11 protein-coding genes are annotated in these 15,211 nt (G+C 52.7%); 4 read left to right on the top strand and 7 right to left on the bottom strand.

Features of this window, described 5'->3' with window-relative positions:
* Positions 1-13 precede the first annotated feature (13 nt).
* From G482_RS18435 to G482_RS0111380, 5 genes are read right to left on the bottom strand one after another with little or no spacing between them, the layout of a single operon-like run.
* Positions 14-727 (bottom strand): siderophore ferric iron reductase, encoded by a 714-nt coding sequence (locus G482_RS18435; RefSeq protein ID WP_051258961.1) that lies wholly within the window; start codon positions 725-727, stop codon positions 14-16.
* Complete coding sequence (locus tag G482_RS0111395; protein ID WP_051258960.1) at positions 728-2,545, bottom strand: IucA/IucC family protein; 1,818 nt, start codon at positions 2,543-2,545, stop codon at positions 728-730.
* Positions 2,542-3,150, bottom strand: coding sequence for a GNAT family N-acetyltransferase (locus tag G482_RS0111390; RefSeq protein ID WP_051258959.1), 609 nt, complete (start codon positions 3,148-3,150; stop codon positions 2,542-2,544). Before G482_RS0111390 ends, G482_RS0111395 begins: the two co-directional genes overlap by 4 nt.
* A complete protein-coding gene (locus tag G482_RS0111385) occupies positions 3,137-4,309 on the bottom strand; it encodes an MFS transporter (RefSeq protein ID WP_028450126.1) in 1,173 nt (390 codons plus the stop codon). The genes G482_RS0111390 and G482_RS0111385 overlap by 14 nt, the downstream gene beginning before the upstream one ends.
* A complete protein-coding gene (locus G482_RS0111380) occupies positions 4,300-5,607 on the bottom strand; it encodes a lysine N(6)-hydroxylase/L-ornithine N(5)-oxygenase family protein (protein ID WP_028450125.1) in 1,308 nt (435 codons plus the stop codon). The genes G482_RS0111385 and G482_RS0111380 overlap by 10 nt, the downstream gene beginning before the upstream one ends.
* Positions 5,608-5,822: 215 nt before the next feature.
* On the opposite strand from G482_RS0111380, the gene G482_RS18430 reads away from it, so the two are divergent.
* Positions 5,823-7,946 carry a TonB-dependent siderophore receptor gene (locus G482_RS18430; protein ID WP_169721075.1) on the top strand — a complete coding sequence of 708 codons (2,124 nt, stop codon included), beginning with the start codon at positions 5,823-5,825 and terminating at the stop codon, positions 7,944-7,946.
* 299 nt (positions 7,947-8,245) lie between these two features.
* On the opposite strand, the gene G482_RS0111370 is transcribed toward G482_RS18430, so the two are convergent.
* Positions 8,246-9,175, bottom strand: a complete 930-nt coding sequence (locus tag G482_RS0111370) for a hypothetical protein (RefSeq protein WP_028450124.1) — start codon at positions 9,173-9,175, stop codon at positions 8,246-8,248.
* A 374-nt stretch (positions 9,176-9,549) separates the two neighbouring features.
* Entirely contained in the window at positions 9,550-10,755 is a 1,206-nt protein-coding gene (locus G482_RS0111365) for an alpha/beta hydrolase family protein (RefSeq protein ID WP_028450123.1), read from the bottom strand.
* A 961-nt stretch (positions 10,756-11,716) separates the two neighbouring features.
* Between G482_RS0111365 and G482_RS0111355 the strand changes: the two genes are divergently transcribed.
* From G482_RS0111355 to G482_RS0111345, 3 genes are all read left to right on the top strand, one after another.
* On the top strand, positions 11,717-12,175 hold the full coding sequence (locus G482_RS0111355; protein WP_028450122.1) for an RrF2 family transcriptional regulator: 459 nt from the start codon (positions 11,717-11,719) through the stop codon (positions 12,173-12,175).
* A 234-nt stretch (positions 12,176-12,409) separates the two neighbouring features.
* Positions 12,410-14,692, top strand: a complete 2,283-nt coding sequence (locus tag G482_RS18425) for a nitric-oxide reductase large subunit (RefSeq protein WP_051258957.1) — start codon at positions 12,410-12,412, stop codon at positions 14,690-14,692.
* 73 nt (positions 14,693-14,765) lie between these two features.
* The gene (locus G482_RS0111345; RefSeq protein ID WP_028450121.1) at positions 14,766-15,095 is read left to right on the top strand and encodes a DUF2249 domain-containing protein; all 330 of its coding nucleotides are present in this window, start codon (positions 14,766-14,768) and stop codon (positions 15,093-15,095) included.
* Positions 15,096-15,211 lie beyond the last annotated feature (116 nt).

Raw genomic sequence — 15,211 nt, 5'->3', positions numbered from 1 at the left:
TTGCGGCTATACCCTAGGTGGGTTCTAGCTCGAGGCGGATTTTTTCAAGGCGGATTGGTATTGGCCAACGTGGGCAGGTGCTACAGGCTTCTTGGCCTGGGAGACGAAAATGCTGGCAACAACCCTGGCGATTCAACGCCGGCACGCAAGCACCTGACGGCAGCCGCACTTGCATCACACTGCCGTGTTGTTGCCACCCCAATGCATCTAGCCAACATGCAGTTTGCGCATCGAGCTGATGTGCAGACCACTTGAAATGTTGCGCCACTAGCAGCAGCGCTGAGAGCACGCAATCGACGGTCATGCAGGCTGCCTGCTTAGCTGAGTAGCGGCTGAGCTGAACGAGCTGCTTGTAGTGCGCGTGGTGATAGCGCAGCAGAGATTGCGCCGCCTGCGTTATCACGGGCGTGCTCGCCTCGCTGTTCGCCGCGTCGGCGGGCAAGGTCCACGAATGTGTGACGCCAGCGCACACCGTTTGCCAGAAGTGCTCCAAATCAAGCGCACGATGGGCGCAATGCACCGCCAGCACACAGGCGTACGCCGGTTGCCACATCAGCATGCCCCAGCTACGCGCACGCCAGTAATGCACCCCGGCCTCAGGTGTGCGGCTTTGCCAGTGTGCGTACAATTCGCCTATCAGCGAATGCTGTTCGCCACGCTCAGGTCCGGCCTGCCCGTGCAGATACGGGCAAACGCGGGCGATTTCAGTCAATACTGCCGGTAGCAATTACACCTCGCCAAGGCTGGCCGGATCGCGCCAACGCGCCAGCGGATTGATCAGCAGACCGGCCATTTGCAAGCCGCTGGCCGGGTCTTCCAGATTGAGCATGTGCTTGTTATTGGCCATTTGCAGACGATTCAGGCACGAATGCTCAAAGTCGGCGGCAAACAGATCGTAGCGGGCAAATTGCTTGGCCAGTTGCGGGTGCTCTGACTGATAGCGATGCGTGCAGCGCGCCACAGCATGCCAAAATTGTTCGACGGTATAAGCGCATTGATCGTGCAGGATGGCCGCGACATGACGCAGATAGCCGTCAAAAACGTCAATAAACAGGCAGAGCGTTTTCATTTCATCCGGAATATGGGTGGAAACGCGCAGCATGATTTCGGGCAACTCGACTGCCGGATTCAGGATGCCGACTTCTTCGGCAATGTCTTTCATCAGTACGCGCGCAACGCGGTGATTTTTTAAAATCATGATTAGGTTTTCGCCGTGCGGCATATAGATCAGATCATGCTGGTAGAAGCAGTGCAGCAACGGCGCAAAATAGGCGTCCAGATATTCGGCGACCCACTGATCGGTGCTGATGCCCGATGCCGAGATCAGCTCGGCAATCAGCGCGCGGCCATCGTTATCCAGATGTGCCAACGCCGTCATCGTCATCAGCTTTTCACCCTCCTGCAGATGCGTATTCGGGTTTTCACGCCAGAGTGCAGCTAGCATTTTCTTGAAGGCGTTGTTTTCCTTGATCGCTGCTTCGTAATACGGATTGCGATAGCCAATGGCCGCCACTTCGCGCAGGATATGAAAGCCTTTGCTTTGCAGATAGGCATCGCCCTCGACCAGCGCATACACCCAGTCGTTAATCGCTGGCGTGGCCAGCATGTAATACGGCGACAGGCCGCGCATAAAGCCCATATTCAGCACCGATAGCGCGGTTTTGACATAGCGTTTGCTGGTGTCGCTGACATTGAAAAAAGTCCGGATCGATTGCTGCGCCAGATATAAATCATCCCCCGTACCCAAAAACACAATCTGCTGCTGGGCAATTTCTGCGGCAAAGGCCATCGCTAGTTTGTTTTGCCATTGCCACGGGTGAGCGGGCATCAGCCAGTAGTCGCCATCGTTCAGGCCCAGTGCCTGTAAGCGCTGGCGGAATTGGGCAAGCTGGACCTCACCCAGCTCTTCGCGCATCATCTGCTCGTAATCCAGCGTGGCCGAAATTGACAAGGTAGCGCGTTGTTTATGTACCGCCAGCCAGACAATCTGGAATGGATTTGCCGCTTCCGGTGCGTAGCGGCGGTAATCGTTGGCGTCAAAACCCAGCCGGCCATTATTGGCCACAAAGCATGGGTGGCCTTCGCTCATCGCGGTTTCCACGCGCTGGAAATCGGCATGGATTAGCTCGGCTGCGCTGGGCGCTGCGCGGTCGTGTTTGTACGCGCTGCCATAGAGTGTGCTGCTGATTTCATCCAGATAGACCGGCAGCACATGTTCTTTGAGCAGCAATTGCTCGCGCAGCTCGAGCATAAACAAGAGTGCGTCCAGCTCCTGTGGCTGCTCGCCGTTGTACTTGCTGATCGAATCGGCGGGAATGCTCCAGTGATTCAGCGCCAGCAGCTCGGCACGAAAGCGATAGCTGATCTGGCCGTCATCGCTGTGAATCTGGTATTGCCCATCGGCTTGCTGCACCGGCGTGAGCAGGCCTTCGTGGGCAAATTCGCTAATGGCCTTTCGCACCAGCAAGCGGTTGACCTTGTGCCAGATGGCGGGGTTCAGGTGGGCGCATTCGGCCAGAGTGGGGGCGGGCAGGCGAGTGGTCATGCAGTGATCTCCAGTTCGGTAGCTTGCAGAAAAGAGGCGCGCTCGCAGATGGCAAACCAGGCGGTTTTGTACGAGAGCTTGATGGTGTGCTGGTAACAAAATCCGGCGTCGCGATTTATCGGGTGGATCTTCTGGTTGTTTACATCCGGCTCGACGACCACGCGCAGATAGCGGCTCTGGCTAAATAGAAAGGCCAGAATCGTTTGCATCACTGCGCGGGTAAAACCGTGCACGGCGGGGCCACTGGCGGGGGCGACCAGAAAATGCATGCCGATATCGCCAGCTTGCACGGCGTAATGCTGGCCGAGTTCGTCGTGTGCCGGATCGTAGGTTTCAAGCAGAAACGCAGGCTGGCCAGCGTAAAACGCCAGATACGGCGCGCAATGCACCGACTCGATTTGCTGGCGATAGCATTGCGCCACTTCATCGGGGCTGGCCTGCTGCATGCCCCAGAAGCTGGCACGCGGTGCTGTGACCCACTGGTGTAATAAGGCAAAGTCGGCGCTGGACAGTGGCCGCAATTGAAATTGCCCCACGCCGCTGACGGTGTGGCAAAAAACCATCTCGGGTGTGGCAGCGTTCTCGTTCAAATCACGGCAGGACATCGGCAGTTCTCCGGGTGGGCAGCGCGGGGGCGGCATTGATCAAGGGATACAGCAGCAAGCTCAGCAAGAGCCCGGCGGCAGCAAGCCAGAATGGCGTGCTCAAACCATGCAGGCTGACCAGCCAGCCCGCGCTGTAATATGACATCAGCACGCCAATGTTCTGAAAAAGGTTGATCTTGCTGTAATCGTGCGCATACGCAGCCGGGCTGCTTTTTTCGAAAATCAGCGCGTCAAGGCGCACGGTGAGTTGGAATGAAGCCCAGCCAAACAGCACGCGGCCAAAGAGCACCCACCCTGTTTCTCCCGAGCCTTGCAGCAGCAAACCGGCAATGCCCAGAATCAGGCAAAAGACCGCATGGTTGGCCAGGCTTTGCACCCCGACGCGCTGGTTGAACCACAGCGCCAGCAGACCCACCGCCGCCGGTATCGCGTACACCCACGCCGCCAGCTGCACGCCGTGTTCAGGCTCGATTTGCTGCCAGTACTGCACAAAAAACGGCACGATCTGGTATTCGCTGAAATAAAACACCAGCATCAGCACGCCCAGCGGATAAATCCCCCGCGAGGTGGTGATTGGCTGGGCTGTGTCTTCGGCCGGTGGTGCGGGCTGCTCCAGCCCGGCATAAATCAGATAGGCGCAGACGCCAATCTGCACAATATCGCCGACGGCCATTAGCAGAAAAGCATGCTCCAGCGGCCAGTGCGTCAGCGCAAAACCACCCAGCACGGCACCGGCAATATGCCCAAAGTGCACGACAATCGACAGGATGCCGATGGTATGGCCGTGATTAGCCTCGTCCTCGCCCGCCATCAGATAGGGGTAAATCAATAAATAGCTGGCCTTGAAGACAATCATCGCCAGCGACAAAACCCAGAACAGCCACAGGCTATCGGTAAAACTGCAGGCTATGCACAGCAGGGCCGCACCAACCTGAGTCCACAGCAGTAGCCTTAACGTACCGCCGTGGCGCACCATGCGCGCCCAGAAAGGCAGCGCCAGCATGGCCACGAGGCAAATTGCCGCCGTATACGTGCCGACGTGTTCGGGATTGCTCACGCCAAAGCGCTCGGCAAAATACTGCGGATAAAATGGCAGCAACATCGTGTCGGCGACCACGGCCACCGCGGTCATGGCAATCAGCCAAAATTTCAAGCCCATGCCATTTCCTGCTGTTCGGTGGCGCTGAGGCCAAATTGCTGGAAAGCTACGCGTTGCTCGATCGGGTAGGGCGAATACCCCAGCACTTCGCGCAGGATGACCGAATTGCGATGGCAGGCCATGGTCAGATCGGGCGCGGCCAGGCCATGCGTATGCAGCTCGGCGTTTTGCACAAAAATCTCGTTACCGTGCAGGTCAATGCTGTAGTTGCGGCGCACGGCTAGACGGCCTTGCGCATCGTGACGGATACGATGCTGCACGCCTTGCATAAATGCCGGTGCCTGATAGCCATAACCGCTGGCGATCACTACACCATCGTAGTCGGCGTGTTCACCTTGGCCGGTTTCATGGTGATGCAGCTTGAGTGTGTAGTTGCCGTTTTTCAGGGTAAGTGCCTGCATTTCCACATTGCTGAGCAAGCGGCTGGGCAGCTCTCCATCGAGCTTGAGGCGATACAGCTCGTCAAAAATAGCGTTGATCAGTGTGCGGTTAATCCCTTTGTACAGGCCTTTTTGCGATTCCAGCAGTGGCAAGCGGGTATGGTCGGGCAGCGCGTGGAAGTAGTCGATGTAATCGGGAGAGGTCATTTCCAGCGTGAGCTTGGTGTATTCCAGCGGGAAAAAACGTGGCGAGCGGGTGATCCAGTCGATCTGGTAGCCATAGCGGCGCGCATCCTGCAGCAGATCAAGGTAAATCTCGGCCGCACTTTGTCCGCTGCCCACCACGGCGAGGCATTTTTTCTGCTGCAGCTGGGTTTTGTACGTCAGATACTGGCCGCTGTGTATCACTGGCACACCCTCGCAGCAGGGTGGTAATTGCGGCTTGGTGCCGGTGCCTAGTATTAGCTTTTTTGCCAGATATTGGCTGCTCGCGCCCGTCCTCGTTGATGTGCAGGTTAATACATAGCAGGCCTGTTGTTCGTCGTAGCGCGCAAACTGCACAAATTGCCCAAAGCGCAGGTTGCTTAACTGGCCCGCCACCCACTGGCAATACTGGTTGTATTCCTGCCGCAGCAGAAAGAAATCTTCCTTGATGTAAAAGGCGTACAGACGGCCGCTTTGCTTGGCGAAATTCAGAAAGCTGTACGGGCTGGTCGGGTCGGCTAGTGTGACCAGATCGGCGATAAACGAAGTCTGCATCGTTGCCCTGTCTAGCAGCATGCCCGGGTGCCAGTTGAAATGATCGGCCATGTCAAAAAACAGCGTTTTCACTCCTTTGAGAGGCTCGCTGAGGGCGGCGAGGCCGAGATTGAATGGACCAATGCCAATCCCTATCAGATCGTAGATTCGATTTTCCATCCCTTCTCTCCAGTGTCTGTGTCGTTCAACTATGAGGCTGATACTTTAATGCAAGCAATAATCGTTATCAATTGAGTGTTGCAGTGATGAGGACGTAACCATTAAGTAAGCATGCTAAGTCGCCGTACGGCAGCACTTAAATATACATGACAATCATTATCATTATCGTTATTATTTTGTGGCGTTTTTTACAATTTCACTTCGTAGGTCGCCCAATGAGACAGCAAGCATTTAGCATCAGGCCATTAACCCTGGCATTAGCAGCCGCCGGTATCCTGCTGCACACACAGACGGAGGCCAGTGACGCCGCACTGCTGGATACCGTGAATGTAACGGCGACAAGCCAAGAGCCTGCCGCGGGGGATTGGTCTACTCAGGACAGTCGGGCGGCGACCAAAACCACTACACCGCTCAATGAACTGGCTCAGTCAGTGAGTGTCGTGTCACGTGAGCAGATCGAGGCATTGCGCCCAGTTACGGTAGCGCAGGCGCTTAACTATGCACCGGGTGCTTATGCTGGCTTGTTTGGTAGCGCAACGCGCTATGACTATGTTGCATTACGTGGGTTTGTGGATACCAGTATGGCCAATACGGTATTGGACGGAATGCGGTTGATGTCGGATGCCGGTGCCTTTAGTGCCTTCCAGATTGATCCGTACTTCATCGATCGGATTGATTTGGTGCGAGGTCCAATTTCCGTGCTTTATGGCAACGCTGCACCCGGTGGGATGGTGGCGCTGATGAGTAAACGTCCTCAGCAGCAAGCTGAACGAGAAATCCGGCTTGATGTGGGGGCGAACAACGAGCGAGGGTTTGCTTTCGACTTCACCGGTGGCTTAAGCGCGGAGTGGAGTTATCGTCTCACTGGTTTGACACGTGCTGCCGATAGTATGCAAAACCATGCGAAAGAAGAGCGACAGGCATTGATGCCTCAATTGATGTGGAAACCCAATGCGGATACCGCATTGCTCTTGCAAGCCTATCTGCAGCGTGACCCAGAGGGCGGTTTTCATAGCGGTACGCCATTTGAAGGCTCGGTAACTTCGCATGCAGGAAAGCAGATTGCGCGCGAGTTTTATGATGGCGAGCCGGGCAATGATCAATTTGACCGCCGCCAGAATATGTTTGGGTATCAGTTCGAGCACCGTTTTGCGCCAGCTTGGCAAGTACGGCAGAATTTGCGATATACCGATGGGCGCTCAAAACTCGAGCAGGTTTATCAATCCGGTTGGGCGAGTGATACCGAGCTTTCGCGCGGGTATTCCTTCTCCGAGGAGCATTTGAAAGGCTTAGCGGTAGATACCCGTGTACAAGGCTCGTTTGGTACAGGCATTTTGATTCACGATTTGATTGCCGGGATTGATTATCAGACGCGGGAAAACACAGGCTATTGGGGCTGGGGGAGTGCAACGAATATCGATGCCTTTAATCCAGTGTATGGGCAAGCGACGCTAAGCAAAGATGGCCAAACCAATTTTGTTCGCAAATTCAGTCAACTTGGATATTACCTGCAAGACCAAGTTTCGCTAGGCGGCTGGCGCTTTACCGGTGGTCTCCGTTACGACCGGGCCACAACCTCCTCGCATGATCCGGACACCAAGAGCACAACCGAGTGGGATGGCGGGGAGTGGAGTCGTCGTTTAGGTGCCTTGTATTTATTTGATAATGGCATTGCGCCGTATGTGAGTTATAGCGAGTCGTTCGATCCAACCAGTAATACCGACATTAACGGCAAGGTGCTGCAACCTACCCGAGGAACGCAGTATGAGGCTGGGCTTAAATACCAACCGCATCCGGGTTTGCTGCTCACCGCCGCAGTATATGATTTGGAGCAGAAGAACGTCGGTCGGATGGTGCCAGGCCAATCCTATTTCGAGCCGGTGGGCACGGTGCAATCGCGTGGTCTGGAGCTAGAAGCGCAGTGGTCAGTCACCAAAGCGCTGTATGTGCAGGCGGCCTATACCCGGAATCAGATGAAGATCAAAAATGGCGCGCCCGAGGCTGAAGGCAAGCGGCCTCGGCAATCGCCAGAGCAAATGGCTTCAGCGTGGGTGAATTACACCCCACTGGAAGGTGCGCGTTTGGGGCTCGGTATTCGCCACATCGGAAAGAACTATGCGGATATTGCGAATACCATGACGGTACCAAGTGCTACTTTGGTGGATCTTTCAGCCAGTGTGGAGCTTGGGCGTTGGAGCAGCGCGTTAAAGGGGGCAGCCTTGCAATTGAGTGCTAGCAATCTGTTCGATAAAGACTATGTGGCCGCTTGCTACGACGAAACGTATTGCTACTTTGGCAATGGCCGGACCGTTACTGGGACTTTGAAGTACAGCTGGTAACTGTTTCTAGTTCGATGATGTATTCAACCTGGCTTTAGTTCGAGCCCTGTTCTTAAAGTGTGCGATACATGTCTTATGCCCTTCCGGTAATTAGGGGAGGGCATTTGCAATTAATGTTGCATCTGGCCATATGGCAGGTTTGCATTCAGAACCGGCCATACACAGCGGAGCGGTGACCGACTGCTTAGACTGAGAAGCTGACCTGTGAGCTGCATTCACAGTGTCTAACTGTTTCTTTAGTTCAGCGACTTCAGGATAGCTGTAGTGGCACACTGAATCTGGCCACCTAATTAGAAGTGTTAGCCCCCACCAGATGAAACCATCTGGTAGTAGCTGAGATAAATTTGCCCCGTCTGGGCTGCATAGCGCTTCTTCCTGAGCAAGAGGCTTGTGAAATCAATTCGCTCTTCAAAGACTGCCATAAGATCGCCGCCGTCTACTAGCAGTATTGATGCTCCACCAGCTTGATGTGCCGCAACGCCATCTGCCGAAAAACCATTGATTGATAGAAAGATGCCAAGAGTATTTTCAAGTTTAGTTCTGACCTTGTCGCTGAACACCGCCAAGTCAGCTTTGTTGACCATTTCCTTTTGCCACTTTGCCTCAAACAAGTATTCCGTGCCTTCAAGAGAAAATGCCCCGTCAATCTGTTCCCCGAGATTCTTGAATGACGCCTTCGGGTCAAGGTCAAATAGCTCAAAGAGTTCATACATCACACGCTCAAGTTCGAAGCCTCTACTTTGAGCGTTGTCAGATCCGACCAAAGCCATGTATCGCGTTTTAATCGTTTCCAGCTTCTGACGGACGGCAGCGTTCTCCCTTAGTTTCTTTGCGGCAAGTTCCTGCCGCTGTTTTATGTCATCTTGCTCCTTCTTGAGCTCCTGATGAGGTTCAACGAGTTGCTTAAGTTGGTTAACGGCATTGCGTGCCCTCTCAACCTTTTGAGTTCCGTCATCCAAACGCTTGAGGTGCGAGAAGTCAGTAAGCTTGCAGAGTTCGTAGCAAATCTTGGTCAAGTCCCCAAGGTGAGCTTCCGGATTTGCAACGAGGTAATCAACAACATCGGATGCAATCTGACGTTTGTAATTTTCCCAGTTGAAATTGTTCAGAAGACCGGGCTTCGATAGGCAGAGTTGTAGGAAGCCGCGAAGTTCGGACTTATACCAGTAAACAGAACATAGAGCCTCTTTAACTGCCATGATTCCAGCGGGCGATAGCTGTTTTGACAAGTGATCCTCCATGAATAATGAGTTGCTAACATTAGAGGTAAGTGGCCACCGGAGCTGCACAGGCGTAGAAAGCACCAAAGCGTGACTTTGGGCTTTCCACTTGAGACTCCCGTCAGTTAGCAGTTCATTTTCGGCGGATATTGAAACTGACGCAAAAGTAAGATAGGTGTTGTACTCGTAAAAGAACACGGGTGGCTGCTTTGGCCGATGTGTCGATGCCGACGAGTGAAAAATGAAAGGCCGCAAACCATCAGGTTGCGGCCTTAGTTATTTGTAGTGAGTTCTTGTACTGCTCGGCCAAAGCAGACCATCCGTATAAACATATTGGCGGCCGAACTCAGTAAGACACTACAATCGCATTCATTTTTCAGAGGCTATCTTTCCGTATTGTTGGTGCTAGACGAGGCAGCATCTGGCTTGGGCCAGACAATTACGTTATCAATTAGGTACAACTGGCACGGCTGTTTAGCCGCTTTTTCGCAACGTTTCAGTGCATAAAAACTGGGATCATAACTATTTGCAGCCCAGCCACATCCACCCCCTTGACCGTTAGTTTTGACACTGACTGCAAACGCCCGTGGCGCAGCGTAGTCGTCGAGAAATTTCCGATATAAGTCCCGACAGCCCTCGTCTTCGGTTGGCAAAAGCGTGACATCTCGCAGGTTGTCGGCGTAGCCACTCGCTTTGGGTGCTGGTGGATCGACATACTGTTGGTTGATCACTTTGGTTGGAAGGTTGTGCGCTTTGAGAAAGGGTTCTGCCTTGGGCCACCAGATACTATCGAAACTTTGGCGTGTTTCTAAGAGACCATGCGTGGCATATTGAGGTGTATCGTAACGTATAAAAACAGCGCGGCCCCCCGCCGCTTGATAGCGTTCGTGCAGCTTGCTAAAAATGCCCGCGGGGTTGTAGGGGTCGTTTTCACCATGAAACCAGAGTGAATCAACCTTTGCGTTCAAACCCAGATTGGTATAGGTCTCGTCGCGTACAGCCTGCAAATCACAAATGTTATTGAATTCTTCTGGCCAGTAAATGCCTCCGGCGATGCTGATAATGGCTTTGACTCCTGCATCACTCCTTTCAGCCTGCGCCAAGCTAACAAAACCACCTAGCGACTGGCCAATAACTAGAATGCGTTGGCCATCTACATCCGTCCGAGCACGAAGCAGCTCGATCACCTTGGTAACATCATCCGCCGAATCACGGAGGTACTGAGTTATGCCGCAAGGATTGTCCATCGTGTAGCTACCCCCTGACTTTGAAAATCCACGCCGCATCGGAAGTGCGACGATATACCCACGTTTCAGAAATTCCTTAGCTAAGGCTGGAAAACGTGATCGGGATTGGAGGGATGTTTCACCTAGGTCTTTGCCATGGTTGATTACTAGCAGAGGGAATGGTCCGGGGCCGTTGGGCTTGTACAACGTAGTTTCTAGCTCAATCATTTGTGAACCGATTTTAATCGGTAGCATTAGCACCTGCTCATTCAATTCGGTGCGTAATGGTGCTTCATCGTCACCAGCAAAAGCTACTGAGCTAATCAGGACAAGCCAAATAAAGAAAAGAGGACGACTAAGCATAAGAATTGGGTTTCATGGTTGATAGCATATTGTCGGCCGATGTCTTAGCTGACGCAAAAGTAAGATGAATGATGTGGAAGCAAAAGCATATCAGTGGCAGCTTCGGCCGAGCAGCAGTCTCTTGGGCTTGAAGCATAGCCTCGGAATTGTTAAAACTGGCAAATTATTTTGGCACGCCAGCTGAGGTTATTCCAAATAAACCTGCCTGTGACAGTACATTGATTGTTAGGTGGAGGAAGGACTCAATGACGCCTGATTAGTCTGTTTCAACTATGGATCAAAGCTTGGTACGATTGCGAAAACAATCGAGATAGTAGACGCATGAGTTCGCCCCCCTCCAAGCCTTTTGTTCGATACATCGTTGGCCAATACGGAGAATGGTCATCAGCTGGCCCAATTCTAGGTGTAGAGTCACCAGGTTATCCTGTACATCGAGTTGCGCCTGATGCCCCAGAACTCAAGCATGCTGTTGCTTGGTTTGTGTATGAGCATCATGCGATCCAGTTCGCTAAAATTCTTAATAAGGCTGATAAGCTTGATTGGCGGTTTTTTTCAGAAATTTGCTGACTTTCCGTGCCGTTAAATTTTCGGCTTTGTAGCCTGATTTTCCTTTCTAGTTTTTCTGACTCACTGATTGAACGCCGCAGGGGGTGTGCTTTAACTGAGCCTCTCATGCGGCACTGATATCAGTAGGCTTGAGCGCTTTTTTATGCGATTTGAGCTCGTGCGCATCGCATCCGCACATCAGAGATCCCGAGGCGCTACCTGGTTGTTTGGTTATCAGGGAATCGATTCTTTTTCGTCATGTGAAGCATCAAGACTCCTACACTAACGCCTTTCTTTGCATTTATTGAGTAGAGGCTGTTGGCAGGCCTCCTGCCGCAGAGCAAAAGCTCACAATTTGCTGCCAATTCTGCAATAATATGCATTGAAAATGTTAGTTTAATGCGGGGCGGGCGAGATGCGCTTGAATGTCTTCACGGATTACTGTTTGCGTACACTGATTTATGTCTCTTTAAAAGATGGCGGAGTAGTTACTCGCAGTGAAATCGCTCAAGCGTATGGCGTTTCGGATAATCACTTAATGAAGGTCGTCAACTTCCTATCCCGGCATGGTTTTATTGAGACGATGCGTGGTAAAGGTGGTGGCATGGTTTTATCGCGACCACCTGCGGAGATAAACATTGGGGCTTTGGTAAGGCTTAGCGAGGAAGATAGCCCGGTCGTGGAGTGTTTTGATCGCGATCACAATACCTGCAATATCGCGAGTGTATGTCGGCTTAAATTTATATTGAATGAAGCTTTGCAGGGCCTCTATGCAGTACTTGATCGCTACACGCTGGCAGATCTGGTCAGCAATCCGGTTGAGTTGGGGGCCGTGTTTGCTATCCAGTTTCAGTCAACTGCCTCGCGTGTCTGAGTCGCGTCGTTTAAACGAATCACTAGACTTACCTTCGTCGCCCTCATTTGCCTAGGGTTGACGCGATACACCCTTTGTTCTGTGTGTTTTTTCCTTGCTGTGCGTGCACTGGATCGGACTTTTAGCTCTTAGGTTGTGCTTAATATGTATATAATTTGCATGTTTTTATAAGATGTATGTAATATGTAACTTCTAGAGCTTGATACATCATTTCACTCTCAGCGGAGAACTATCATGCAAAAAACGCGCACGCTTTGGCGCTGGCTTGCGATTGTGTTTTTCCTGTCTTTTGCCGCTTTAGGCTGGATAGGCAGGGAAATCTATCTCGACAAGCCACCCATTCCACAGCAAATCGTCAGCACTAGCGGTCAAGTGCTGTATACCGCCGAACAAATTCAGCGGGGTCAGGAAGCTTGGCTCTCTGCTGGTGGCCAGCAAATGGGGTCAGTCTGGGGGCATGGTAGCTATGTAGCGCCAGATTGGTCTGCCGACTGGCTGCATCGTGAAGTGCTGGCGCTGCGCAATATCTGGGCGCAGCAACAGTACAAAAAAGATTACGAGCAACTGAGCCGTGAAGAGCAGGCGCCGATTGATGTGCGCGTGGTGTCGGTGATGCGTACCAACACCTACGATGCGGCCAAAGATACGGTCACCATTCAGGCCGATCGCGCGCTGGCGATGCAACAAGTCGCGCAGCACTATGAAAGCCTGTTCGGTACTGATCCGGCGCAAGACAAGTTGCGCGAGCAATACGCGATGATCGCGGGCTCGATCAAAGACGCTGCTGATCTGAAAGCGCTGCCAGCGTTCTTTTTCTGGTCAGCATGGGCAGCCGCAACTAATCGCCAGGGTGAAAACCATGTGTCCTACACCAGCAACTGGCCGCATGAACCATTGGTGCAAAACACGCCGACAACAGGCACTAGCCTATGGTCAATCGCCAGCATTATTTTGCTTATTGGCGGCATTGCTGCGATGGTGTTGTTCCACAATATGCAACGGACCGAAGAGCCTGTTGTTTGTCCGGATAAAGATCCGCTGATTGCGCTACAGCTGACGCCGTCAATGAAGGCCACGTTCAAGTATTTCTATGTAGTGATCGGTCTGTTATTGGCTCAGGTGGGCATGGGCGTGATCTCGGCTCACTATCAAGTGGAGGGTGGCAGTTTTTTTGGTATTCCTCTGGCCCAAGCGCTGCCGTTTACCGTGAGCCGCACGATTCATACTCAGCTGGGCGTATTATGGATTGCGACGGCATGGCTGGCGACGGGCTTGTTCTTGGCCCCGGTCTTGGGCGGGAAAGAGCCCAAATTCCAGAAACTGGGCACCGATGCACTGTTTTATGCTTTGCTGTTGATCGTCGTCGGTTCGATTGCGACTGGCTGGATCGGCACAATGCAACGCTTGGGTAGCAATTACAGCTTCTGGCTCGGTAATCAGGGCCTGGAATACACCAGTATGGGCCGCGTGTGGCAGATCCTGCTGTTTATTGGTCTGCTGATCTGGGCCATCTTGCTCGGTCGTGGTCTGTGGCCTGCGCTACGCAAACCATCCGAGAGCCAAGGACTGATCGCGATGGTGTTTATTTCGGCGGTCTGTATCGGTCTGTTTTACGCTTCATCACTGGTTTGGGGGCAAAAGACCCATTACGCGATGATCGAATACTGGCGCTGGTGGCTGGTTCACCTGTGGGTTGAGGGCTTCTTTGAAGTATTTGCCACTGCTGTGATTGCCTTACTACTTAGCCGTCTGGGTTTGATTCGCACCGCTTCGGCAAACCGTGCGATTGTGCTGGAAACCATCGTCTTTCTGTTTGGCGGCATTCTGGGGACTTTGCATCACCTGTATTTCACCGGTTCACCGACTTCGGTGATTGCGGTTGGGGCGATGTTCTCGGCGCTCGAAGTTGTACCACTGGCACTGATTGCAGCTGAGGCGTATCACACTTATCGCCACACCCAAGCTGCGCCATGGGTTGAGAAATATCGCTGGTCGATCATGTGCTTTGTTGCGGTGGGATTCTGGAACACCGTCGGTGCTGGTTTGCTCGGTTTTGCAATTAATCCGCCGATTGCGCTGTACTACGTGCAAGGTCTGAATATGACCGCAGCCCATGGTCACGCTGCGCTGTTCGGGGTGTACGGCATGCTGGGGATTGGTCTGATGTTGTTCTGCCTGCGTGGCTTGGCTCCTGCGGCCAACTGGCACGAAAAACTGCTCAAGCCCGCATTCTGGAGCATGAATATTGGCCTCTTTATGATGGTGTTCATGTCCTTGCTGCCGGCTGGTATTTACCAGGCTGCAGCGAGTGTCGAGCATGGTCTGTGGTATGCGCGTTCAGCCGAGATTATCCATTCATCCGTGATGGAAACGCTGGTGTGGCTGCGCGTACCAGGTGACATTGTGTTTGCGGTAGGTGTGGTGTATCTGGCGATCTTTGCGCTGCGTTTGTTGGGTAAAGACAGCAGCAAATCAGTACCCGTCGTTGATGGTCAATTGGCCAGAAATCAAGCTTAAATTTAAATGGGTATAGGCCTGTATGCCTTATGTATCAATACATGCAGTTCTATACCCTTATAAGGGTAATATAATGTCTTCTTGTGCCAGCTCTCATGTAACTCTGGATGGCGTGTATGGTTTCGATGCCCGTGGTATCGCGAAGCGTTTTCGCCATGCGGCAATTTTTGGTGCGCTTGAGTCGCTCACTGAAGGCGAAACCATGCGTTTTGTGAACGATCACGATCCATTGCCCCTCTTGGCGCAGATCGATCAGCGTTATGGTCGCCAAGTGAAGGTCACTTATCAGCAGCGAAATGCCGAAGCCGTGGTCATCGATTTTGCCATCGTACCGCAGGCCGAAATGGCAGCGGCAGTGAGCGAAGGCTGCGGCAGCGGTGGTTGTGGTTGCAGTGGGCAGTAAGAGGGTTGATGTAAAGAAACATCAATGATTTCAAACTAAAACGGCGCGTTAAGCGCCGTTTTTATTGGGGTGTCGCGCAGTAGGGCCAGGGCTGAATAAGCTTAATGTGCATATTA

The organism is Chitinibacter tainanensis DSM 15459, from assembly GCF_000429785.1.
Lineage (GTDB): Bacteria > Pseudomonadota > Gammaproteobacteria > Burkholderiales > Chitinibacteraceae > Chitinibacter > Chitinibacter tainanensis.
Note: the sequence above shows the minus strand (reverse complement) of the source record. Positions and strands in the feature narration are given on the sequence as shown.